Source organism: Microcoleus sp. S28C3 (genome assembly GCF_036700785.1).
Lineage (GTDB): Bacteria > Cyanobacteriota > Cyanobacteriia > Cyanobacteriales > Microcoleaceae > Microcoleus > Microcoleus asticus.
Genome location: NZ_JAUBPO010000003.1, coordinates 41,899 through 66,145, shown reverse-complemented (window position 1 = coordinate 66,145; position 24,247 = coordinate 41,899). Strand labels below are relative to the sequence as shown.

At 44.1% G+C, this 24,247-nt stretch carries 22 protein-coding genes and 1 pseudogene; 10 read left to right on the top strand and 13 right to left on the bottom strand.

Annotated features, from left to right (window positions below; genetic code table 11):
- Positions 1-3: 3 nt before the first annotated feature.
- Positions 4-1,539, top strand: a complete 1,536-nt coding sequence (locus QUA13_RS01745) for an ATP-binding protein (protein WP_333196147.1) — start codon at positions 4-6, stop codon at positions 1,537-1,539.
- Positions 1,540-1,705: 166 nt separating this feature from the next.
- On the opposite strand, the gene QUA13_RS32650 is transcribed toward QUA13_RS01745, so the two are convergent.
- A complete protein-coding gene (locus QUA13_RS32650) occupies positions 1,706-1,810 on the bottom strand; it encodes a transposase (protein WP_445242666.1) in 105 nt (34 codons plus the stop codon).
- 348 nt (positions 1,811-2,158) lie between these two features.
- Between QUA13_RS32650 and QUA13_RS01740 the strand changes: the two are divergent.
- A pseudogene (locus QUA13_RS01740) lies at positions 2,159-2,862 on the top strand (IS1 family transposase).
- 89 nt (positions 2,863-2,951) lie between these two features.
- Here QUA13_RS01740 and QUA13_RS01735 read toward each other — a convergent pair.
- Together QUA13_RS01735 and QUA13_RS01730 are read right to left on the bottom strand one after the other, a co-directional pair.
- The gene (locus QUA13_RS01735) at positions 2,952-3,644 is read right to left on the bottom strand and encodes a hypothetical protein (protein WP_333196146.1); all 693 of its coding nucleotides are present in this window, start codon (positions 3,642-3,644) and stop codon (positions 2,952-2,954) included.
- 29 nt (positions 3,645-3,673) lie between these two features.
- The gene (locus QUA13_RS01730) at positions 3,674-5,062 is read right to left on the bottom strand and encodes an ATP-binding protein (protein ID WP_333196145.1); all 1,389 of its coding nucleotides are present in this window, start codon (positions 5,060-5,062) and stop codon (positions 3,674-3,676) included.
- A 121-nt stretch (positions 5,063-5,183) separates the two neighbouring features.
- Between QUA13_RS01730 and QUA13_RS01725 the strand changes: the two genes are divergently transcribed.
- Positions 5,184-5,351 (top strand): hypothetical protein, encoded by a 168-nt coding sequence (locus QUA13_RS01725; protein WP_333196144.1) that lies wholly within the window; start codon positions 5,184-5,186, stop codon positions 5,349-5,351.
- A 93-nt stretch (positions 5,352-5,444) separates the two neighbouring features.
- Complete coding sequence (locus tag QUA13_RS01720) at positions 5,445-5,768, top strand: DUF3155 domain-containing protein (protein WP_006635576.1); 324 nt, start codon at positions 5,445-5,447, stop codon at positions 5,766-5,768.
- A 325-nt stretch (positions 5,769-6,093) separates the two neighbouring features.
- Here QUA13_RS01720 and QUA13_RS01715 read toward each other — a convergent pair whose 3' ends face one another.
- From QUA13_RS01715 to QUA13_RS01705, 3 genes are all read right to left on the bottom strand, one after another.
- Positions 6,094-6,627 carry a cofactor assembly of complex C subunit B gene (locus QUA13_RS01715; protein WP_172186699.1) on the bottom strand — a complete coding sequence of 178 codons (534 nt, stop codon included), beginning with the start codon at positions 6,625-6,627 and terminating at the stop codon, positions 6,094-6,096.
- Positions 6,628-6,942: 315 nt separating this feature from the next.
- Positions 6,943-7,335, bottom strand: coding sequence for a PadR family transcriptional regulator (locus QUA13_RS01710; protein ID WP_172186698.1), 393 nt, complete (start codon positions 7,333-7,335; stop codon positions 6,943-6,945).
- 409 nt (positions 7,336-7,744) lie between these two features.
- Positions 7,745-7,948, bottom strand: a complete 204-nt coding sequence (locus tag QUA13_RS01705; protein ID WP_172186720.1) for a DUF751 family protein — start codon at positions 7,946-7,948, stop codon at positions 7,745-7,747.
- 69 nt (positions 7,949-8,017) lie between these two features.
- On the opposite strand from QUA13_RS01705, the gene QUA13_RS01700 reads away from it, so the two are divergent.
- On the top strand, positions 8,018-8,149 hold the full coding sequence (locus QUA13_RS01700; protein WP_333196143.1) for a hypothetical protein: 132 nt from the start codon (positions 8,018-8,020) through the stop codon (positions 8,147-8,149).
- A 186-nt stretch (positions 8,150-8,335) separates the two neighbouring features.
- Here QUA13_RS01700 and QUA13_RS01695 read toward each other — a convergent pair whose 3' ends face one another.
- From QUA13_RS01695 to QUA13_RS01685, 3 genes are all read right to left on the bottom strand, one after another.
- The gene (locus QUA13_RS01695) at positions 8,336-9,628 is read right to left on the bottom strand and encodes a type II restriction enzyme (protein WP_333196142.1); all 1,293 of its coding nucleotides are present in this window, start codon (positions 9,626-9,628) and stop codon (positions 8,336-8,338) included.
- Between the two features lie 2 nt (positions 9,629-9,630).
- Entirely contained in the window at positions 9,631-10,497 is an 867-nt protein-coding gene (locus QUA13_RS01690) for a DNA adenine methylase (protein ID WP_333196140.1), read from the bottom strand.
- A gap of 173 nt (positions 10,498-10,670) precedes the next feature.
- Complete coding sequence (locus QUA13_RS01685; protein ID WP_333196139.1) at positions 10,671-11,606, bottom strand: metallophosphoesterase; 936 nt, start codon at positions 11,604-11,606, stop codon at positions 10,671-10,673.
- A 103-nt stretch (positions 11,607-11,709) separates the two neighbouring features.
- On the opposite strand from QUA13_RS01685, the gene QUA13_RS01680 reads away from it, so the two are divergent.
- Both QUA13_RS01680 and QUA13_RS01675 read left to right on the top strand, forming a co-directional pair.
- Positions 11,710-12,741, top strand: coding sequence for a hypothetical protein (locus QUA13_RS01680; RefSeq protein WP_333196138.1), 1,032 nt, complete (start codon positions 11,710-11,712; stop codon positions 12,739-12,741).
- Positions 12,742-12,923: 182 nt separating this feature from the next.
- Positions 12,924-13,664 (top strand): Uma2 family endonuclease, encoded by a 741-nt coding sequence (locus QUA13_RS01675; RefSeq protein WP_333196137.1) that lies wholly within the window; start codon positions 12,924-12,926, stop codon positions 13,662-13,664.
- Positions 13,665-13,760: 96 nt separating this feature from the next.
- Here QUA13_RS01675 and mrdA read toward each other — a convergent pair whose 3' ends face one another.
- Positions 13,761-15,575, bottom strand: coding sequence for a penicillin-binding protein 2 (mrdA, locus tag QUA13_RS01670; RefSeq protein WP_333196135.1), 1,815 nt, complete (start codon positions 15,573-15,575; stop codon positions 13,761-13,763).
- Between the two features lie 214 nt (positions 15,576-15,789).
- Here mrdA and QUA13_RS01665 point away from each other — a divergent pair, with 214 nt between their 5' ends.
- Positions 15,790-16,149 (top strand): phage holin family protein, encoded by a 360-nt coding sequence (locus tag QUA13_RS01665; RefSeq protein ID WP_333196133.1) that lies wholly within the window; start codon positions 15,790-15,792, stop codon positions 16,147-16,149.
- A 210-nt stretch (positions 16,150-16,359) separates the two neighbouring features.
- Here the strand turns inward: QUA13_RS01665 and QUA13_RS01660 are convergent, their stop codons facing one another.
- The 3 genes from QUA13_RS01660 to QUA13_RS01650 all read right to left on the bottom strand — a co-directional run bounded on the left by QUA13_RS01660 (position 16,360) and on the right by QUA13_RS01650 (position 20,090).
- Positions 16,360-17,037: an N-acetylmannosamine-6-phosphate 2-epimerase gene (locus QUA13_RS01660; RefSeq protein ID WP_333196131.1), complete on the bottom strand. Its 678-nt coding sequence runs from the start codon at positions 17,035-17,037 to the stop codon at positions 16,360-16,362.
- 59 nt (positions 17,038-17,096) lie between these two features.
- Positions 17,097-17,462, bottom strand: coding sequence for a four helix bundle protein (locus QUA13_RS01655; protein ID WP_333196129.1), 366 nt, complete (start codon positions 17,460-17,462; stop codon positions 17,097-17,099).
- Between the two features lie 78 nt (positions 17,463-17,540).
- Positions 17,541-20,090, bottom strand: coding sequence for an ATP-binding protein (locus QUA13_RS01650; RefSeq protein WP_333196127.1), 2,550 nt, complete (start codon positions 20,088-20,090; stop codon positions 17,541-17,543).
- Positions 20,091-20,726: 636 nt separating this feature from the next.
- Between QUA13_RS01650 and QUA13_RS01645 the strand changes: the two genes are divergently transcribed.
- Both QUA13_RS01645 and QUA13_RS01640 read left to right on the top strand, forming a co-directional pair.
- Positions 20,727-22,013, top strand: a complete 1,287-nt coding sequence (locus QUA13_RS01645) for a chemotaxis protein (protein ID WP_333196125.1) — start codon at positions 20,727-20,729, stop codon at positions 22,011-22,013.
- Between the two features lie 203 nt (positions 22,014-22,216).
- Positions 22,217-24,139 (top strand): response regulator, encoded by a 1,923-nt coding sequence (locus QUA13_RS01640; RefSeq protein WP_333196123.1) that lies wholly within the window; start codon positions 22,217-22,219, stop codon positions 24,137-24,139.
- The last annotated feature ends 108 nt before the right edge of the window (positions 24,140-24,247 follow it).

The following is a 24,247-nucleotide window of genomic DNA, read 5'->3' as shown; positions in this document are numbered from 1 at the left end:
GCAATGGACAAGAATATTTACGGCTTTGTAAGTGAAAACTCATCTGAAGAAGTCTTATTTGCGGAAGAAGTTAACTCAGATGAGGAGTTATTTTTTGCCGATGAAGTATCTGAAGAGTCCCCGACTGAAAGCTGGAAAATTTTGATTGTCGATGATGAGGCTCAAGTTCACACAGCTACGGATATTGCCTTAAGAAAGTTTGTTTATGAAAATAAACCTTTAAAAATTTTTAGTGCTTATTCCGCTAAGGAAGCTAAACAGTTAATCCAAGAACATCCTGATGTCGCTATCATCCTGCTTGATGTAATCATGGAAACGGATGATGCTGGCTTAGAGTTTGTGAAATATGTCCGCGAAGTGTTAGGCAATCAGTTAGTGCGAATTATTTTACGCACGGGTCAACCCGGCCAAGTACCAGAAAAAAGTATTATTATCAATTACGATATTAATGACTATAAAACTAAAACTGAATTAACGAGCTCAAAGCTATATACTACAGTGCTAACAGCTTTGAGAAGTTTTTGTCTGGGTCATAAATTGCAGTCAGAAATAGAACGGCGCGAACAAGTAGAGAAAGCACTTCGTATCAGTGAAGAAAAAGAACACCAAAAAGCTCTTGCCTTAGAGCATTTTGTCAAAGAGCTGCAAGAAACACAACTCCAGCTAGTTCAAAGTGAAAAAATGTCTAGTCTCGGTCAATTAGTCGCAGGTGTAGCTCATGAAATTAACAATCCGGTTAACTTTATTTACGGCAATATCTCCTATGCTAAAGATTATATTAAAGAACTCATCTATGTGTTGAATCTCTACCAACAGCATTACCCACAACCAGAAGCAGAAATTATCCAGGCAATAGAACATGGAGAGTTGTCATTTATCATGGACGATTTGCCAAAATTGCTTTCTTCCATGCAGTTAGGCATTGACCGCATTCGTATGATTGTGCAGTCTCTACGCAATTTCTCGCGGGTGGATGAAACTGAAATCAAGTCAGTAGATATCCACGAAGGTATTAATAGCAGTTTGATGATCTTACAGCACCGACTAAAAGCTAGGTCTGATCGCCCTGCTATTGATGTGGTTAAAGACTATGGTCCATTGCCGCTTGTGAAGTGTTATGCAGGTCAGCTCAATCAGGTGTTTATGAACCTTTTAGCGAATGCTATAGATGCTTTAGAAGAGCGGGTAAGTAGAGATGGTGCAGTTTTCCATCCCGAAATTTTGATTCGTACTGAAGTTGTACCGGGCAATTCGCATGATGGGGACAACATTAGCTCTGGTTCAGGCATTCGGGTAACAATTGCTGATAATGGTGTTGGCATGACTGAGAAAGTTCGTTTAAAACTTTTCACTCCCTTTTTTACTACTAAGCCAATCGGAAAAGGTACAGGGATGGGATTGTCAATCAGCAAAAAAATTCTGCTAGAAAAACACTGCGGTCAATTGCAGTGTTTTTCTACGCCTGAGCACGGAACGCAGTTTATTATTGAGATGCCTACTACCTGTATAGCAACCAATGTCGCCGTAGCTATGCCTTAGAGAACTCATCTGGTTGAATTGATGGTATAGCGCTTTTCCGTTGCATGAAAACAGGGTAATTGCTAATTGCTAATTAATCTGAATTATGACAGACTTTTTTCGCGCAGCACGCCCACCGCTTTAGGGGTGGGGATAGGCGCTGCGGCTTTAGCGACATTCTTCTAACTTAATTGTGTTGGTTTTCAATATATTTTTTAACAATCTCTTCCGAGGCATTACCAACTGTGCCGTAAAAATACAGCAGATTCCATGTATAAATAGCACACGGCATTCAGTAGATCAGCAGAAAAAATTAAACTTTATTCGAGTGAGTTTCGTAAAAAAATAGTTAAAGCCTATGAACCCGATGATACATCAATTAGGGCGTTGCTGAATTAGCGTATGATATAGTTATATATAGCAAGTCTATTTGAGTCGTGAATGTACAACAACCTGAAACGCTTGTGATGATTGAATCTATTGTTTACATCTCAAATGGTTTTGCTATAGCAAGTCTATTGGAGTCGTGAATGTAGAACGACCTGAAACGTTTGTGATGATTGAACCCATTGTTTACAAATTAAATGGTTTTGCTATAGTGCGATCGTCACAAAATAACACTTCAAAAAACGCAGAGCTTATGGAATGTCCTGAATATCAGTCAACTCATGTTAATAAAAATGGTCATAAAAAAGGTAAACAGAATTATATTTGTGTCGGTTGTGGCAGACAATTTATAGATTGCTCTCAACCTCTAAAGGTTACTCTAAAAATGTTAAATGTTAATCTCTCAAATGTAGACCAATGGTATAGATTTTTAATCAATTGAGAGAGTCAAAAAGGTGCATCATGCGACAATAATTAATTGGCTCAAACAAGTAGGAAAACTCTTCCCAGATTTTGAGCACACAGAGACAAATCCACAAGCGGGTGAATGGAATGAATGAGAAACTTTTGTCGGCTAAAAAAATAAATGTTTGATCTGGTTATGAACAGTAGTAGACCACTTTAAACCAGGTGGTTTAGGATAGGTATTAGGCGCTCATAGTGGCTATACTTTGAACCAATTGGTACTCTTGTTAATAAATAGAAATGCTATTTTCTTGTGACCGATGCCTGGAAAGTTTATCCTAGTTTTATTGCCGATGAAGCTCAAATCCCACTGCAAAACCTATAGGACAAGAGTTGAGGGCGAAAATACAAGATTAAGATATTATTTACCTTGTTTGAAACTAAAAACTCTTTGTTATTCTGGCATCACGCAGCAAGTTGCTCAGACATTCCCTTCGATTATTAATTCACTATCTTAAATTTGCAGATATTCCAATTCCATATCAAAATTAAAGACATTATTTGGGTTCGATGCAGTCGCCAGTGTTGCTTAGTGATACCATAATTCACCAACGCCTTTTTTTGTAATATCATCGACGCGCTCAACGCTCTTCCCTCTGCTGCAAATGTCGCCAAACTTCTTGATGACATACGTGCCAAAAATACAGGGCTAAATTCACAAGAGCTAATAATTTAGTGCCGTCTTCTAACATCGCGTGTACTCCTTGGCTTGGCAAGTTTAAAATATCCTCAAACCTGGAGATAGCAAACAAGAGAAATGCTGCGACTAATGGCAGGTAAGGAGTGGTTTTGATGTATCGCCAAAACTTAAGTCCGTAAAGGGAAACAGCACTACCATAACATAAATAAATTAATTTTTTAGAGATTCCAAACTCAGAAATAATCAAAGTCATCCGAAACCTGTCATCCACGTAAAAGACTCCCAGCAGTAAAGCACTAAAAAATAAGAATATCGCCGATCGACTGCGCGGATTTTTCTGGCGCAACACTCCGAAAGTAAATGCAGAAATTGCTACTGGTATGCACGCGAGGACTTCGGAAACTCCGGTTAGAATGCCTTCGTAAGGGAACCAGAAATTAAAAGGATCGCTAAACAGGCGTTCAACTCCGTCTCCCTGGTTGTTGAGTTTGGCGTATACGCTCAGCCCACCCAAAATCAGCACAGTCAGAGTGTTTAAAGCAACTAAAAATGGTACGCTAAAAAACTGTTTTTGGAAAGCTTTTAAAGACTTTGACAAGCTGGGAATTTGATTGAATAAAGGCAGATGCTTCATAAATAATATCTCCAAGCAATGGGGGTTCGTTACTTATTCACCGGCAGCCAAACCACAAATGTAGTGCCGCGATCCGTTGGATATAATAAAGGAGCTGCCGCAGATGGCAGCCATTCAGGATTGACTGGGGAAAATACTTCTATTTCTCCTTGCATTTGGCGGACTAAATCGCGGGCGATCGCCAAACCTAATCCTGTGCCGGGAATTTCTGTCTGCGCTTTTTCTCCTCGGTAGTGCCGCTCAAATAAATGTTCTAAATCCTGGGGAGGAATGCCAGAACCTGTGTCGCTGACTGCAACTGCTATCGCAGGCAATTGGCTGTATCCTGCCCGATCGCCCTCCGCTGCTGTGTACCTTACTTTAATATAAATTTGGCGGCCGACGGGGGTATATTTCAAAGCATTGTCAATTAAATTGCTCAAAACTTCGCGCAAAGCTCGATCGTTCGCTGAGACTGGTGGCAAATCCGCCGGAATGTCGGCTAGCAATTTCAGATGCCTTTCAGATGCGATCGCCTCGGCGGAAATTAACAGCGGTTTTAAGACTTCTGCCACAAAACAGGATTCCTCCAAATTGACAGCAGGTGACAGCGACAGAGGAGAATGCCGGATTGATTCGACATTGGACATTGCTTTTTCTAAAGTACCCGATGGCAGTTTTAGATGTGCTTCGCCCGTGTCAACGGTTCGATCGAACTGGCCCAGCAACTCTTGTAGGCGCTCGCTCTCTCGGACAATACTAAAAGCCACATTGCGGTTTTTGTCTTCCGGTACCAGCCGCCGCGCTAACAGCTTGCCAAAAGTTCGCAACGCTGTCAGCGGACTTTTGAACTGGTGCAGTAAATTGTGCATCGTGTCGTAAACCTGAGCTTGAATTTGCCGAGCCGAACCCAATTCCTGCTGCATCCACTGCGATCGCTGGTCTAAAATGCAGGCTAGGGCTAAGGTGCGGGAAATTTGTTGCATCTGAGCCTCCTCTCGCTCGTTCCAAGGCCTGTCTTGCCGACCGCACACCAGGAGTCCCATTACAGTTCCCTCGTGTATCAGAGGTGTCACTATTTGCATCCGCTGCTGCCACAAATTCTCCGGGCCTTGGCACTGATTGGAACTGCGCTCATTACCCGGAAGCGGTTCGGGTGCGATCGCCCCCACCGTTGATTCTTCCTGTGGAAGAACTGGCGGCGCCAGCAGCCGCGGCACGGGTTTCACTGTCGAAGTTTCGGAAGATTGCAGCCTCAACCCCTGATTTTCTTCCGATTCGACTGAGGTTTCTGGGTAAAGCGCGATCGGCACCAACTTGGCCTCACTGCCTTCTACCAGCTCTTGTGTCAGGTATACCGCGCTGAATGTCGCGCCCAAACTGACGGCGATCGCCACCTGCGATCGGCAAAGCTTGACAAATTCTGAACTGGCTGGCATTAACATGAGCGCCACATTAAGATATCTAACGGAATTCTCAGTAAATTACAAATGATCTGCTGCCGATTACAGATCGGAGACTTCTAAATTTCAGGTGTCTTTGCTTTGATAGAAGGCAGCTATGTGGAAGGCCTTGGGCTTTCACGAACCAAAATTGCCCCCCATCCCCGTCCGGCGGGCTTCCACAATTCCCAAAGCTTTGCTTTTGCCGCAAGTTCCGGCCCACAATACCACAACCCCTACACTTTTGTCGATCGGCACGAATATTAAGATTATGTCGATATATTAAAAACAGTTGAAGTTTTGAGCGAGAACGGATATACTGACCTCGGATTTGGTAGCTATCATTACAACCTGTCTGCTCACAGAGGAGGTAAAGAAATTGGCCAGGAGACGCAAACGCAAGAGTCGCCGCCGACAAGAAGGACGCAGAATTTTAGAGTGTGTGCCTCAATATAGCATCGAGAGCGGCGAAGATAAACCCGTAACAGCGGCTCGCAAGTTCATCCATGCCGAAGGCATTGCTCCCCCAGCTTTGCTGTTAGTCAAGCGTAACGAGCATACCACTGACAGATACTTCTGGGCTGAAAAAGGTTTATTTGGAGCCCAATACGTAGAAGAGAATCATTTCTTGTTCCCCAGCTTAAAGGTGATGTTGGAAGCTACCACAGAAAAAATTCCTGTGGTGTCAGCCAGCCGCGCTTAGATCGAAATGTTTAGCTCAAAACATTGACAGCAATGTTTTTCTAACTCTTTTAACAAAAGCGCGAGAGTTCTCATTGTCTGGAGAGTGCCAACTGAAATTTATGCGAAAAGTCCTTAGAAATTAGGGTATAAGGAGCCATCGCAACAGGCTCGATCGCTGCAGAGGGCGATCGCCACAATTGGCACTTTCACGATAATGGTTTTTTTTGACTGTTTTGTCGATCGAACAAACAGCCAACGAAAGAGCCGCTCTTAAGTAATCGGTTTTTCAGCTCGAAGTCTAAGTACGGCATCTAGCATATCAAAAAATGTTCCGCGCCAAACTTTTAATCGAGCGGTTTCAAATCTAAAGCTTTTTGCATGGCTGCCAGTTCATCGCGGTGAGCTCTGACAGTAACAAAGCTCTTGGTTTGGCTTCCCGACTCAGCAACTGATTCGAGTTTGAGCGAAACTTGCTCAGAGCGTCCAGCTTTTTTCCAGTAAAATACCCCGGCCAGCGGGGACAGCAGTACCAAAGCTAGGAAAATTTGACCCTGCTGGGGAACTAGCATTCCCAAAACCAGTCCCAAGCACAGAGCGCCGCCTGCACTAAGCAGAGTTAAAAAAATAGCTAGAAACCAACTCGGCCTGACAAAACCCTCAAACGTGACTTTATAGTTGGGGGCATCGACGGCTGCAACTCGGTAAGCCCTAGAAGCAAAATACTCTTGTAGCTGGGTTAACAGTGACTCTTGGGCGCTCTCGGAAGCAAGCTTGACTTGTTCGATTCTATCTTTGACTGAGGCCTTAATGAAGAAAAACAAGCCAACCGCCAGCAGCAGCGTTAGCACAAATGTTGAAGGAAGAACAGCAGTATCCATCGGTAGAAGTTTGTGTAATTGAAATTATCTACTATTACTTTACAGAAATTTACATACGAAAGCGATCGAGGACTTACGCAGACACTTTTTTACCAAAATTCGCAGAAAGCTTTGTAGCAAGGCGTTTTTCTCCCCATCACCAAATTCCCATATCTCTACCTCGTCGCTAATTCTCAAGTGACCATGCGTAAGTCCTGACGCAGTGTAGATGCTTTAATGGCTGTGCGGCGATCGAGCAAAGCGAAGGCAATCGGGCAAATCGCTTTGCAAGTAGCGCCAGCATCTCAAGGGTTTAGGCATCCGATTCAAACTCGGTTAACCCGTCTGACCAGTTTCTAATGCGTGGGAGCGACGCCCTGACGCGCCGTTTCCCTGACCGATGTACTCGTGCCAGAGACGAGCCAGGTCTTGAGCTTGGTGCCGCCACTCGGGGAGGATTTGATACATCCGGCGGGGGCGGCCGCGTCCTTCTACTTTTTTCCAGTAACCGGTGATTACAGCTTCATCTTCGAGGAATTTCAGAGCGCTGTAGAGCACGGTATCAGAAAGTCGGTAGATGGGGAATTCCCTCTCTAGTTGTCCGATGAGTTCTGTACCGTAGGAATCTCCGCGCAATAACACGGAGAGAATGTAGCACACTGCTAGTTCCTTGTTTAGATAAACAGGAGGGGGGTCTTGAAAAAATTGATAGATATGTTCAAACTTCATCTGTCTTGTCCGCTGGAAACTCTCGTGATACCGTCAGGTTAACGGGAGAGGAAAGCGGGGCGGGGGATGCCGCTTCCTAAGGATTAAGTGGGACACCGAGGAAACAGAGGTGCAGTATTTCCCCAGTGAATTGTTGATAGCTCCAAACACTTGTCCTGCACTTCGGTAATGTTTGCCTGCCCCAAGGTTGAGGAGCACTGGCCTAACGAGCGCAATTTTTTTCCTCTTCCAATGTATCGCAGCGACTATTGCCAAGTGGGCGATCGCCTGCAAAAGTTGGCAGTTACTTCCGGAGTTGGTGTTTTAACTGAAAATTAAAAATTCGCAACTTCCCGGAGCCCTTTGTCGGCCTCGTCTCTGCGCTCTAGCTTGTCTGATTTACTGTTGATGTTTGCGCTCTAGCTTGGCTTTAAACCAAACTCAGACCTAACATGGCGCGCAATGTAAAAGTTAGAAACACAAAAGTCGCTACGATCGAACTAATCAGGGCGATCGCAGTTGTCGGTCGATCGAGCAGGGGTCTGAGTCGCTCGAACAGGAAAAAGAAAATTCCCAGACATATCGTAATGAAAAAGCGGGGGTAGCGAGAGACGTTATTAATAAAATCTTGCATGAGCTTGGTTGGGTAAAGTGTCACAGCTCGATCTTTGACTGGTAACACTTGTGAGCGAGTTAGACAATTTTGGCACAGCCGGAGCTAAATCTGCCGATCGGGCGATCGGGCATTTTTGCCGGCGAGGCTGACATATATAATTCTAACGAAAACTTTTCGCCGATCGATCGGGCGATGTCTGTATTAATGCCGGAATGCTAAGTCCGGTGACAACTTCTGAAGTATTTTTATTGAGTTCTAGTTGTGATAAATATTATAGTGCCGTTATTTCTAGATAAATGTCTGCTTCCGCACTTTTCAAGTCTTGCCGCGTCCCTTTCTGAAATGGGCTGGAGGTAAAACTAGGTCAAAGGTACTAAAGTCCCACAGAATCAAACTATGTGAATTTTAGTCTTTGATTTGGTTCCAAATCCAAGAAACCCAGCCTTGGACTGTAAAGTAACGCCTTTTTATAGTTGTATCATTAATATCTGGACGATTTTCTGAGATTATTTTACAGATTGTATCTTCTGGCGGAATTTCTCCCTGTTTAAGGGTTAATTCAAATACTAAATAAAAAACTTTTTTTTCTAAAATTTTATTAATCAAATCTAGATATTTTAATTTAGGTCTTTTATGTAAAATTGACCTCCCTTCACTTGTCAAACGAAAGATTGGTTTTTTTATTATAGAATTTTTATATTTTTCTATCAGTCCAATATACACACCAGCATTAGTATAATAGCCAGTTTGCCTGCGGTTAAATTGATAATTGTCAGTAATATCATCTGTGGTTAAATCTCTTTCTAATAACAATGATAATAAATCTACTATCCTATCAAATTTATCAGCTTGTGGCAATGTAACCTTTGGCTCTTCAATTACTTTAATATTATTGAATACCCGCTCGACATCACTCCGTTGTATTTCTTCGGGAGCGATCGTATAATTTTTTTGTGTTATCAGTTGGAGAGAGTTATAATCTTTATCATTGCTAAATTCATAAATAAAAAAGCTAAAAATGTCGTTAGAGTATGTCATCAATACGGGAATCACTTTTTTAGCAATTTTTTTTGACCACAATCTGTAGGGATAGTAAAGTTGTCTAATCAAAAAATCGTCTATGGCATAGTTTTTAGCTTCGATCAGGACAAAATAGTTGTTACTTTCAAATCCCGCATCTATCTCACACTGAGAATTTTTAACCTTGATTGAATAGGGTTTATTAGCGATGGAATTTATAATATTAAAATCAAAAGCCTCTGTAGACATTCTCCCAGAAACAGTATAAGCTGTTTTTTCGCCGAATAAATCATCTATAATACCGATAGTAAATGCACAGTGCAATGCGGAACTTTCAGAATATAAATTTGTGTAATCTATACTCTCTATCCCGGGAGGAAACTCAAAAGGAATCACTTCAATTTTACTATCATATTTAACTTTCAAGTGTGTATCAAAGTTACCTATAACATATTTTGAGCGAGAAATTGGCAAGATTGATAGATGATTTGCTCGAAATATATCTGGCAAATTGACACAGTGATCGAACTTGGCCATCAGCCTGCTTTCTCTTTGCTTATTGATTTGAGCCGCTTCTATTTCAAAACTACCATTTTGAGCGACTTCTTCTAAGATTTTATGCGTTTCAAATAGTATTTTCCAAGCTCTATCGTTTGCTGTTTTCTTGGTTTTACTCATATTTATTGAGCCGGAATTTCATAATTTAAAACTAATACTTCATCAACCCTACCTCTTTTCAAGGCATTTGAGTTGATACTTCTCGTTGCCCTAACTTTTATGATTGTATACTGATAATCATTGTACAAATCCCGAATAAAATCCGTACAAGAATTACTCAGCATTACCTTGCAACCTCTTTTATGTAAAGCGTCAAACTCTTCTTTTAGTCGTTTTTGTTCGTCTCTATTAAAGCCATTCACATCATAACCAGTAAAAGAAGCTGTTTCCGAAACTGGATCGTAAGGAGGATCGAAATAAATAAAATCTCCTCTCTTTGCGCTTTGAACAGCTTTTGCAAAATCCTGAGTTAACAGTTCTATAGTGTCCCTCTTCAAGTATTTATTCACAGCTCTTAAAACAGCGTTATCTAAAATATTTGGGTTTTTATACCTACCAAACGGAACATTAAACTGACCTTGAGAATTTACCCTAAACAAGCCATTATAGCAGGTTTTATTTAGATAAATGATTCGTGCTGCTTTTTCAACTTCCGACAAATTTTCATATTCTTTCGTTGAACGATCTAAGTCTCTCATGCCATAATAATACATTTCGCTATTGGTATATTTATCCTTGCTTAATTCCTCGATCAGCTCATCTAATGAGTCTCTAATTACTTTATAGCAGTTAATCAGTTCTCTATTGCTATCATTGATAACAGCTTTTGGGTGTTGTAACTCAAACAAGAGTGCACCTCCACCTATAAAAGGTTCATAATATGTCTGTTTACTTGTCAGCTTGGGAACATACTTACGAATTTCTGGCAATAACTGCCTTTTACCTCCTGCCCACTTCAAGAAAGGTCTTACTAACGGATTGCTTTTCACTCAGATGCCTCTAACGCTACCTATCAAACAACAATACATTCTACGTTGAATTTTAGTTCAAGTCAAGAGTAAAGGGTGATATGGATTCAAGGTGTAAGTCGCAGTTAAATATAGCGACAAAAGCACCTTGACATAAATCTATTCATCTGATATGTCTGGGAAAACCATCTGAATTAAGCCGATCGCACTTCGATAGATCCCCTGTCAAAAACCCGTTTGTCAGTACCGATTGAACTGACAAACATCCGGTCTTTATAGACATCAAACGTCGCAAAACTAAGCCGGCTAGCAGAATACTCCGTCCACTCAGAACGCCCCACCTCACGAGTGCCACCGCCGGCACCGCAAATTAAATAAGTCGTACCGTTAATTGATCGAGTGCGTTCGTAACTGTGTTCGTGTCCGTTGATATAAAGCTGCACGCCGTACTTTTGAAACAAAGGCGTCAAAGTCTTAATAAAAGGTTGATTCACTCCGTACACGCCAGAGGAATAAATCGGGTGGTGGCCGAACACAACTTTCCAAGGTGCGGTGCTCTGACTCAACTCTTTTTCCAGCCAAACAAGCTGATTTTTCCAATCCGCATTGTGATTGGTATCTAAAGCAAAAAACTGTACGGGATCGCGCCGAAAAGTATAGTAGCGACCTTGCATATTAAAACCCGCATATTTAACTTGCGGGTCGCCGTTAGCAGTGCGGATGTCGTGATTTCCCAAACAAGCATAAAATTTTACGTTTTGCTGCAATAACGGCTGATAAGGCCGCTCGAAAACAGCATTAATTTTTTCAATTTCGCCGTTATTGTAGATATTGTCGCCGGCGAGAACAGCAACATTAAAAGGGTTTTCCCGGTGATATTGCGCCATCGCCTCAGCCACAGCATACTGACCTTCAGCGCCGGTACCGGTGTCGGCCACCGAAATAAAGCGTAAAATAGGCGGTGAGGCCGGCAATGGGACGATCGTCCTTTCTGCCTCAACGTTAGAAGCCACAGCAGCATCGGTGTCTGTACCCCAGGAAGTCCGAAGCTGAAACATTTTCCAGACTCCGGCAAAACCTAAGCTGCTGAGACTGCCTAAAATTAGAAAGTGACGGCGTTTGATACTCATTTTGATTCAGTTACAACTAATGAAATGATAAATTAAGGTTGAGATGGCTCAACTAAAAATTTATCGCTTTTAGATATATTTGCAACGCCCCAAGGCAGAGAAAATGTCAGAAGAACAACTAAACCAGTCAATTCCAGAACCCTCTCCATCTCCGACACCGGAGGTTGACTCGCCTGCAAAGTCTGCCCCCACTGGTAGCAAAACTCAAAATGCCAGCAGCGCTGTTCCCAAAAATCAGAGAATCAATGCTTTGATTGCCTCGATTGGGAATTTGGGCAAAAAAGGGAAAAAATTAGCAGCAGAACCCCCGTTGCAGGCCCAAAAGCCGATCGCACCCATCGCTTCTGACTCAGCAACAGCAACTCCTCCGGCTGTTGCTGCAGAAGTTAACAGCGTGCCGCCAAAAGTTGCTGTAAAAGTTGAGAAAAAGCCTGTATCCCAACGCCCGGAAGGGAGTTTTTTAGAGAAAGTCGGTGTACTTTGGCAAAGTATTGTGCGGCTAGTGCGATCGCTACTGCCACCATCGACGAACCAGAAGCTGTCCGATCCAATTTTAAACGCCGCCATAGCAGCAATTCTGATCGTTGCAGTCGGTTTAACTCTCAACAGTTTCTCGGCCAAACCCCCGGAGAAACTAGCAAAAGTGCCTCTCCCCGCAGCGCAGCAGTCGCCGCCAACCTTTGGCGATTTTGTGGCGCCGGAAACGCCGAAATCCCCAGATGCGATCGCACCGTCAGCGCCAATATCTACTAAATTCAAAAGCAAGTTGCCCGATTTAGTGGCCCCGGAAAAACCGCAACCAGTAGAAATGATCCCACCGCCGCCGCTGACGCCGGAACAGTCTCTGATTGCTGCTATTCAAACTCAAGTTACTGAAATTAAAAATCGACTTGGCGGCGGTTTAGTTGAGTCTGTTCAAGCTAATTTTTCTAGCAGCATTTTGACTGTAAAAGTCGCTGAAGATTGGTACAAACTCAGCGAAGTCGAGCAAAATCAACTAGCAACTAAAATGTGGAAGGAAGCTAATTCACTCGATTTCAGCAAGCTAGAAATTGCCAATAGGGAAGGGAAGTTAATAGCTAGAAGTCCCGTTGTTGGTTCGGAAATGATTATTTTAGAGAGAGGGATTAATTAGAATTTAAATAGTCTGTATCTGTCAACCATCAGACCAGCCTTAAAGTCCAGGACGCAAAACCTAATTATGTATGGTGCGCAGTGCGCACCATACTGCTGTTTATTTTTTTTAGGATATCGAACTTTTCCCAAATCCGACAGAATACCACCATTAAATTAATTAACTTTGAGGAAAATTGAAAAATGACAATTTTAACTCAAGTCGAACCAGTAGAAATTGAATATCCCAGCAGCGACGGAGAGCCGATGGCTGAAAGCGACATCACGCGCGATTACATGACTTATAGCGTTGAAGCTGTCAAGCTTTACTTTCAAGAACGTTCTGATGTTTACGTCTCAGCCAATTCTTTCATATATTATGAAGAAGGGAACAACCAGGCAGTTGTGGCCCCGGATGTTTATGTGGTGTTTGGAGTTGCCAACCGCAAAAGGGATAATTATAAAGTTTGGGAAGAAGGGGGAATTACTCCAGATTTTGTACTAGAAATTACATCGGAAACAACTCAAACGAAAGACCAAGAAACCAAACCTGAAATTTATCGGGCTTTGGGAGTTAGGGAATATTTTCAGTACGATCCGTCTGGAGATTATCTAAATCCGATTTTACAGGGACTACGTCTAATAAACAATCAGTACGAGCCGATTTCAGCCAACAATATCGCTTTCGATACGCTGTGGTTGTTCAGTGAAGTGCTGGGACTGGAATTGCATATAATTTCAGGAGAATTGAGGTTTAAAGTTCCTCAAACGGGTGAGTTTTTGAAGACTCACAAGGAAGAAAACCTGGGACGACTGGCAGCGGAGTCAACATTGCGATCGCTCGTAACTCAACTCTTAAATTCTGGAATGAGTCTGGAACAGGTAGCGCAAATGATCAATTTATCGACCTTGGAAGTGAGACGATTGGTAGGGGAAAACTTTTGATCGATCGCACTTTCCCAAAATATCAAGGATAGTGCGATCGAAGTATAACAAAAAATCGGACCAGTCAACAGTCAACAGTTAACAATTAACTAATAACTATAGAGGCTTATTAGTAGGCTTAAAACCCTGCTTTTGAAAATAGGTTCTAAATACCTCTTGAGCAATTGGTGCCGCCGATACAGCACCAAATCCGCCGCCTTCAACTATAACTGCGATCGCAACTTCCGGTTTCTCAGCGGGAGCAAAACCGACATACATAGAATTGTCAGGATGACCGGGCATTTCCACAGTCCCAGTCTTACCAGCACTTAAAGGAATAGTACCGTCATTCATGGCGCGGCCTGTACCTTTTTTCACCACGTCAATCAATCCTTGTTTAATGACGTTTAAAGTTGCAGGCTTAATACCTGTTGAAATTTTTTTAGTAACAGGCGTATTGGTTTGAGAAGCCAATAAATGCGGCTGCACTCGCCAACCACCGTTGGCAATAGTTGACACCATCACTGCCAATTCTAAGGGAGTACAAAGTACCAAACCCTGACCGATCGCCATTGTTACTGTATCGCCAACGTACCAATCTTCCCCATACATTTTCTGTTTCTCTGCTGGTATCGGAACTTGACCGTGATTGGCGCCGTCTATCCCCAAAAGGTCTAAATTAATAGTACCGCCAATGCCCATTTTTTTAGCCCATTTCGCCATTTCTTCCGGCCCTGCAGTCATACCTACTTGATAGAAAAACGTATTGCTGCTGTAGGCTAAAGCATCGCGGAAACCGATAACGCCGTAACCGGCGCTGTGTTCGTTAAAGGTAATTCCGCCGATGTTAATTGAAGCAGAACTTACCAAAGTCGAGTCAGGAGAAAACTTGCCAGACTCCATCCCAGCTACAGAAGTTACAATCTTAAAAGTGCTGCCGACTGGATAGCCTTGAACGGCCCGATTTAAAAATGGTTTGTCTGGCCCTTGCAGCCGATCCCATTCTTTTTGAGTTACCTTGCGGGTGAAAATATTGGGATCAAATGTCGGCCAACTAGCCATTGTTAAAAGAGCTCCGGTTTTCACGTCGATCGCCACAACAGCACCGAGGCGATCGCCCAAAGCTTTTTCCGCAGTTTTTTGCATATCTAAATCTAAAGTTAGCTGCACCGGTTTGCCGGGAATAGGGTCTTTTACACCTAAATCTTGGATTTCTTCGCCCTTAGCATTTACCTCGATTAAACGGTTTCCCCAAACGCCCTCTAAAGTTGAATTGGCTAATTTTTCCACTCCCATTTGACCGACGATCATCCCCATCGGATATGCAGGATTAGCTTTTAATTGATCTAAACTAGCTTCGCCGACGTATCCCAAAAGGTGAGCTGCTAATTGCTGGTTGGGATTGTCTCGGCTCGATTCTACGCGAATTTCAACTCCCCGCAAAGCATTACTTTGTTCTCCCAAAGCGACGAAAGTACCGACATCGATATCCTTACTAATTCGCACTGGCAAGGCCGATCTGTACCCAACTCCATCGATTTTTTTGACAATTTCGGCTGCGGGAAGTTTGACGATGGGACCGAGTGTAGCTGCGATCTCTTGCCACTCCTTGGCCGATCGCTCTTTTGGCCACACATAGACCGATCGAGATACGCGGTTGGCCGCAAATATTTGGCCGCTGCGGTCTAAAATTTGACCGCGATTCGCTGCGACTGACACAGGGCGAATGCGGTTATTTTCCGCGCGCTGTCGGTTGTAGGCTCCATGTATCAGTTGCAGTTCGGCTAGACGAAATGTCGGCAGCGTCACCAAGGTAGTGACTAGCAGCATAAAAATTATAGCTTGCAACGATCGGCTGCCTTGTCGTGCAGGATTGTTTAAGCCTTTTTTGTCGAATCGGACTTGAGAGTTAAAAGAAAAATCGCCAGCCATATTAATTAATCTGCTCTTTTTATTCAACTAACAGGTTGATAAGGTGCCCATCCGGATTATTTTGAGGAAGATACAGCCACGATAACTTCTAACTCTTTAGTGACAGACATCAATTCTGCCAATTGGCAGACGTATCAGCGGTTTTTTTTGATTAAGGTAGAGCTTGAATATCAGGTTTTTTTGACACTTCAACTGTTAAGGAGGTAGGGGCGCTGTGGAACCGATCGATTTTTTAATTGCTTGGCTGGTGACGGGCAGCAGCTTGCTGCTAATTTCTCAACTGCCGATCGGCGTAGAAATTGACAGCACACCGAAAGCAGTAATTTCCGCTGCGGTTTTGGGAATTTTGAATGTTTTAATTTTGCCAATTCTAAAAGCAGTTTTTTTCGTGCCGAACCTGCTGACGCTGGGATTGCTTTCCGGTGCGTTTGCTTTTGTAATGAACGTGATTATTTTTGCCTCGGCTGCGAAGTTAGTTGAAGGATTTAACTTGCGGATGGGTCTTTGGAGCGCCGTACTGGGGGCGATCGCCTTGGCAGCAGTTAGCAGCTTTATCAACGGCGCGCTGATTTAGCAACTTCCCCAGAAAAAGGGCGATTGAAATCGCCCGATATTTCCCACCCTTACCTTGCGCCTTTCGTTTGCCTAAAAGCGATTTCAATCGCCGACTATTTATTCTCCCTTCTTCTTTCTATCCGTTACATCCGTGAAATCCGTTGCCGAACTTCCTTCTATCCGTTACATCCGTGAAATCCGTTAAACAATCCGTTGCCGAACTTCCTTCTTACTTCCCAATCACCGATTTATAGGCTGTCACCTTAATATCAATCCCAGTGATATCTGCGCCGACAACCACAGCCGCCGCTCCTAAATCTAATGCTTTTTTAGCCATTTCCGGCCCAGCGATCCCGCCTTCGCAGATAACCGGAACCTTAAGCTTTTCTACCATTTCCGCAAGCAAATCAAATCCGGGCGGCGAGAAATTTTCCGTCTGAGCAGTGTACCCAAAAAGAGTAGTTGCTACAGTATCTGCACCAGCTTCTGCTGCTGCGAGCGCAGCTTCTATTGTATCTACATCCGCCATCACTAATTTACCCAATTCGCTGTGAATTTGTGCGATTAATGTCTTTAAGTCTTCGCCACCAGCAGGACGTTTTCTCAGAGTAGCGTCAACGGCGATAATATCGGCTCCAGAAGTGGCGATCGCCCGCGCGTCTTCAAAGCGAGGAGTAATGTAAATCTCGCATCCCGGCAATTGCTGCTTCCAAATCCCAATTATGGGAGCGGATACCTGTTTTCGCACCGCCGCAATGTGAGCCGGAGTGTCAATCCGCACGCCCGATGCACCTCGATTGATGGCGGTTCGAGCCATTGCCGCAATTACGATCGGATCGTGCAGCGGCGAATCAGCAGGTGCTTGACAAGAAACAATTAATCCTGTAGGAATTTGACAATTAATCATGGCGAATTGGGAATGGGGTATTGGACATCGGGCATCGGGCATCGGGCTTTTTTTGTAATTTATTCCCTGTGTCCTATTGAGCTAAAATAAGCGTTAAGTTTTGGTAGTAATTTATCGACAACTGGTTTAAATTTGCTTACTTCTTCGCTGGTGATAAGTTGTCTAGCATCGGCTAATCTTAACCATTTTACTGTTTCGTACAAAGAGCTTCTCGCAATTTTTACAAAACGCCAATTATCTTGGTAATTATAACGACCTCTTCCTTCAGCAATATTAGCACAGACACTATCCGCAGACCAAAATATCTCTTGGGCTATCGTATTTTTTGTGAAGTAATCCCATTTTTTAACAATGTCCCAAATCTGATTCGCCAAACTTTCCGCCAACTTATAAACCTCTAATTCCTCAAAATCAGGTCTTCCCATAATTGCCTCAAAAACTCAATTATATTAAATGCCCGATGCCCGATGCCCGATGCCCGATGCCCGATGCCCGATGCCCGATTACCCATTACCAATCCCGGCCATTAAAGAAATAATTTTGTCAAGCAATTGCTCAGGGTGAATCGGTTTAGCCAAACAATCGTTAGCTCCCCCCGTCACGAAAGATATCTCATCTGCAGGAATCTCATTAGCGCTTAAAGCCAGAATTTTGATATTTTCAGTAGCGGGTTTTTGGCGCAGTTGGTGAATTATTTCGCAGCCATTCATACCAGGCAAACGCATATCCACAATCACTGCATTCGGCTGCAAAAGTTCAATTTGTTCCACCGCCGCCGAACCTTCAATCATCCACACCACTTGCAGTCCTGCGACTGTCAGGATATCGCAAATCAGCATGGCAGTTTCTTCATCTTCTTCGACGAGCACGAGGCTGCCCCGCAAGGAGGAAGAATGCAGGGGTAAAGATGAATTCGATTTTTCATATTTGAATTTGGTGGATTCATCTTTGCTTTGAGTTTGGATGGGTATAAAAACGGTAAAAGTAGAGCCGACATCAACTGTAGAGTTGACTTCGATCGCGCCGCCGTGAAGCTCTACCAACTGTTTAGTTAAAGCCAATCCCAGACCTGTGCCGCCGTATTCGCGGCGGTAGGGGGAATCCAACTGCTGGAATTTTTGAAACAAAAGCGATCGCTGATCTTCGGGAATTCCAATGCCGGTATCTTTGATTTGAAAAACAGCGGTGCTGCCTGCCGGTGCAGTACCGGGCTGCCGCACTGCCGCCGTTCGATTTTTATCTTCTGTCACCCAAACTCGCAGGATGACTCGCCCGCCTTCAGGAGTAAATTTAATCGCATTTCCTAAAAGATTGAAGAGAATTTGTCTCAAGCGGCGCGGGTCAGCGGTGAAACGATCGCACTCTTGTTTGATCCGCTGTTCTTGCACCAGTTCCACGCCTTTAGCCATAGCTTTTTCTTTGAGGGCGTGCAGGCTCTGAGAAGCTAATTTAGAAAGAGAAAACTCACTAATTTTTAATACTGCTTTTCCGGCTTCTACTTGCGATAAATCTAAAATATCGTTAATTAATTCTAATAAGTGGTCGCCACTGTCCCGGATAGTTTGCAGGTACTGTCGCTGCTTTTGCACCGGCACTTCTTTGCTCCCAACTTTGCCGTAAGACCACCGCAGCAGGGTGTCTGAAATGCCGATGACGCAGGTGAGCGGAGTCCGCAATTCGTGACTCATAGCTGCCAAAAATTCGCTCTTGGCGAGGCTGGCAGACTGGGCGGCGACCAGTGCATCGCGCAGTTCTCGCGTGCGCTCTATTACGCGCTGTTCTGAGGTGCGCTTTTGCTGTTGGACTTGTGCATAAAGTTCGGCTTGATAAATGGCGATCGCCAAATGTTCTGCTATTTGCCGCAAAAATGTTTTTTTGCTTTCTTCCCACTCCCGAAAAGTACACTGGTGGGCAATTAGCAGCCCCCACAATTCGTCTTGAACTACGATCGGCACTAGCAACTTCGCGCGCACCTTCGCCCGCCGCATCAACTCTAAAAAACAAGGCTGCGAAGAGTAAGTTTTTTCCACATCCGCGACGCACAAAGTCAAACCTTTGCGATATTTTTCTCTGTCAATGACTCCATTAGTAAAACACTGCGCGCTTTCACTAAAATTGAGTACAGACGAGATAGTATCGTTGGCTAAAGCTTCGTAGGTGACGCGACCTAAATACAAGTAAGATCCTAAATTTTCTTTAATTTTGCCTGACCCAGAAACCGCTGCAGGTATTTCTTTAGCTAACTCACCATTCTGCGGCGCTGGCACTTTTTCAAATTGATAAATTAACAGGCGATCGACCTCCAAAAACTCTCGCACTCGCTCGACTGCTTTTGACAAAATTACAGGCAATTCCAAACTCTGGCGGATTTGAGTTGTCACTTGGTTCAAAAGTCGCTCTTGTTCGAGCTGCTGCTGCAAAGCATCTTCGACTGGCTGACAAAATGAAATGCAGGGATTGGCAACTTGTAATTGATTGACGGCTTCGGCAATCTGTAGCTTGAGCGTTTCTGGAGCTATCGCTTTTGGCGCGGAATTTTGCTCTATTTCTTTTTGGTGGTGTAGGGGCTGGTGACAGTTTTTTCTGGCATCTGAACCGAGAATATCCAGCAAATTGAGGGTGAATTCGCTTTGAAAAAATGCCGAGTTTGGCTGTATATTTTTAATTGCTTGTTTGAGGGCGCGAATATCAATTTGCCGCGAGGGTGCGGGCGTTATTTCTGCGAGTTTGTTTGCGAGGGGAGAGAGGAAATTGGCGATCGCCCCAGGATCGAAAGTCAACTGCACATTCAATTCCGAATTAAGATTTTTTTCGCTGTGTTTGCGTCCGTTTGTTGCGAACTCATCTAATAGCTTGCCCCGCAGCAGCCCGCTAAAATGATCTGATATCACTGCTGCAAACCTTTCCGACGAGTTTTCCAGATTTTGATAATCAGCGATCGCATCGTCGGCCAGCCAAATCGCCCCGGGAAGTTCAGCCATTTGCTGTAACAACTGGTAAGCAGCCTCAAAGGTTGCTAGCGGCAAAGTCCGATTTAAGGTTTTTGGTTTCAATCTAGATATTTTCCCGGTTGTTTTAAAGAACAAAATATGAACCCCCCTTTTGTGGGGACGGAACCAGGGGCGCAGCAGGCGCGGCCGCTCCAAGAGATTTGAGATGAAAGTAGTCAGAAGGCTGGCTCTCGTCAGACCCAGGAGCCAGAAACCCTATTTCTCCCTATAGTTGTCATCTTTATTCGCCGCGAGTTACCCCACTATAGCTGTAAGAGCGCGAAAGCGGTGGGAGGAAATGGGGGGCACGGATACGGCTGAATAATCGATCGGTTCTGGTCGTGTTTGTGAACCGGGTTTTTTATGGAAACTAAGGAATTCCACTCCCATTGCTGGGGTCAAGTTAGCACTGGCCTTTGTTGTAGCTCGGTACTTTGCCAAACACACTGCCTCCCAAATGGCTGTTTAATGCTTTCGTTACAGATATCTGAACTAGCTACAGATTCCGGGCGTGTGAACTTCAACACTTGCCCACAACTCCTGTCAGTTAAGATTTAGACTGGTCAACTAGGACTCTTTCAAGCGCCCACTAAATCGGTATGCCGGTGAGTGGTCGGTTCTTGACTACTTTAAAAAATCTTATTCCAGTATAATATCAATATATAATTTGTTAACTTCTACTTAACACGATCCGGGTAAATGAGCAATCCAACTCAACTCACCCCCGATTTCACTATCGGACATCTGCCTTGTCACGACTTTCAAGTGAGTGCTGCAACTCCAGGACAGGTAGTGGCTGAAAGATTCGAGCAAGAACCAGACTTGCCGGGAGTCATTATTACCCAGGAAGCACAGGTATTGGGCATGATTTCTCGCGTCAAGTTTCGAGAGCAAATGAGTCTTCCCGATCGCTTAGGAGTTTACGGGCAGCAACCGATTCGCTGCTTGTTAGATTTTATTAGAATTCCGCCTTTGCTGCTTTCGGAAAACTGGAAAGTAGAGGATGCGGTGCAAGCGTCTCTCAACAGGCACAAAGACTTGATTTATGAACCCATTGTGGTAGTAATGGCAAACCGGACTTACCGCGTTTTGGACGTTCATACTCTGGTGATTGCCCAGTCGAAACTTTTAGCGCAAGCTAACAAAGTCATTCAAAAATACCGAGTAGAAAGGCACAAATATCTGGCGGCAATTAAACAAGAACAGGCGAGATTCCACGAATGTAATGAGCTTTTAAAATCCCAACAACGTCAAACAGATAAATCGAATAATACTCCCAGTTCCCAGGAAGTGGCACTGGTAAAACAAGCTGAAGAAATTGCTCACATGAATCAGCGATTTGTGAGAATTGCGAAACTGATTTCCTCGGAAGGTCGCCAAGCATTTCAAGCTACTTTTCAAGGTGCTAATTCTATTTGCAACAATACAGAGAAAATTTTGGGCGTTGGCAAAGCAATAGCTAATGATTTAGAAACGGTTAACCGGACTTCCCGAACCATCCGGGAGGCGATCGAACAAGTCAGGCATTTAGCAGTACAGGTGGCTGTAGTTACCAATCAAATGGGAAATCAGCCCAGCGGTCTGAGCCAAGTGAGTCTGGAAATTGGCAGACTGGCGAGTAAAACTTTTGAATTAGGGACTCAAATGGAGCAAATTGCCAGCAGGTTTAAACTGCGCGTTCATGAACTCACGCAGGCAGCAAGAGCGGGTGCTAATGTGGCTAAATCTGTGACCATCAAGATCGATCGCGCAGAAATGGCGCTGTTAGAGTTGGAGGAATTAATAGCGGAAAAAGATTTCAATTCACAGACCGCTATCAAACAATCTTTGGGAGTCAGACAAAGTGTTACCGCTGATTCTTTAGTTAAAGAGATAAAAAACGCCGAAGTCGCGGTTTCGGAGTTGGAAAACTTAGTTAAGCATCAAGATTCATCGCAATATCTGATTCAAAAAATTCAGCAGGCGCTGAAGTCAAAAAAGCCATAAAGTCCCCCAGAGAATCCGATGAAACATTGGGATAGGTAAAATAAATCCCAAGAATAATTTACAGTTTTACTATATTCAAGAATACTATTTGTTAGACTGAGGGTGGGAAAATTTCAAATAAACTCGGAAAAAGGTTATTTAACTATCCCCATAGTTCGCTAAGAAGTCAGTCACTAAAACAGATCAAATAACAGGTTACGCTTATGAAAATTCTGCTGGTAGAAGATGACACAATTACAGTCAGTTTGCTTACCCAAGCGCTGAACTCTCACAATTACAATGTGAATGCGGCAGCAGACGGTGAAACAGCCTTGCAGTTGGTGCAGGCATACGATTACGACCTGATTGTTTTGGATGTGCTGATTCCTAAACTCGACGGCATTAGTTTGTGTCGGAAATTGCGATCGTCCGGCTGCCAAATGCCGATTTTACTGCTAACAGCACTAGATAGCAGCAACGATCGAGTCCAAGGTTTAGAGGCGGGTGCAGACGATTATGTAGTCAAACCCTTTAATCTCGAAGAATTAATCGCTCGAATTCGCGCTTTGCTGCGCCGGGGTAAGGCAACTTTGTCGAGTACAAATTTGACCTGGGAAAAACTGCAAGTCAACCCGGACACTACAGAAGTAACTTATGCCGAAAAAGTGCTGCACTTGACTCCGAAAGAGTACAATTTGCTGGAACTTTTCCTGAGAAATCCCCGCCGCATTTTCAGCCGCAGCGCCATCCTCGATCGCATTTGGTCGGCCGGCGAATTTCCTCAGGAAGAAGCCGTTACCGCTCACATCAAGGGGCTGCGGCAGAAGCTGAAAGCAGCCGGTATGACTGTAGATTTAGTGGAAACCGTGTACGGACTGGGCTATCGGCTCAAAAGCCTGCAAGAGGATATTGAGAGCCAAAAAGTTGCGCGGGAAACAGCAGAAACTGCTAAAAGTCAAGAGACTTTATCTGCTGAATCCAGCGGGTCGAGCCAGGAATCAAACAATGACGACCGCCGCCTCAAAGTCCAGAATGTGGTTGCCCAAATGCGGGAAAATTTAAAAGCCAATTTTATAGAAAAGGTGGCGATATTCGATCGCGCGATCGCTCAACTGAAAAACGGAACCTTGGAGGGCGAACTGCGCCAGGAAGCCCAGGCTCAAGCTCACAAATTAATCGGTTCTTTGGGAACTTTAGGGCTGACCAACGGTTCGGAAGTTGCGCGCAAGATAGAACATTTGTTCAAGGCTGAAAACATCTTACAACCGGAGACGGCTCAGCAGATTGAGGGATTTCTGGATAAGCTCAAACAGATATTCGATCGCCCGTCGCCCGAACCAGAAGGCGATTTGGTTCCTGCGGTTTCCCAGAAGCGCCGAATGCTGATTGTTGATGATGATACTTTTGGGAGCGAGCAACTGAAAATAGTAGCATCCGCTTTCGGCTTCCAGATGGAAGTCGCCAACTCTCCGCAAGCAGCAAGAAGTGCGATTTCTCAACAGCCTCCCGACGCGGTTTTGCTGGATTTGACATTTTCCAGAACTGAGGAAAACGGACTTTCTTTCCTAGCCGAACTCCGCAGTGAAAAACCAGAAATTCCCGTGATAGTTTTTAGCGAGCACAATCAATTGAGCGATCGAATAGAAGTTGCTCGTTTGGGAGCTTCCGGCTTTTTACACAAATCTATCCCCCCAGCAGATATACTCAAAGCAGTCGCCCAAGTTCTCGACCAGACTGGTCCTGCTGAAGCTAAAGTTATGGTGGTAGACGATGACGTGCATCTATTGGCTGCACTGCAAGTGATTCTACAACCTTGGGGATTTCAAGTAACAACATTGGACGATCCCGAAAAGTTCTGGGAGGTACTCGAAACCACTTGTCCGGATTTGCTAATTTTAGATGTTGAGATGCCCGGTTACAGCGGTATCGAGCTGTGTTTGGCAGTGCGCAACGATTTGCGCTGGAGCAGGCTCCCCGTGCTATTTTTGACGGCTCATTCCGAGTCGGAAACAGTGCGCCAAATGTTTGTCGCAGGTGCTGACGACTACGTGAACAAGCCGATCGTGAAACCGGAATTGATTGCTCGCCTCCTGAATCGTTTGGAGCGGACTCAACTAAGGCATAGACTGGCTCAGGCACAACACTAATACCTTTTTAGATTAAAAAATTAAAGAATTAAAGAACTGAAGGATTGGGAATGACTGATGAAACTTCTGGTTTCGAGCACCTGCCTGCAGTTGTATTCTTTTTTTAAA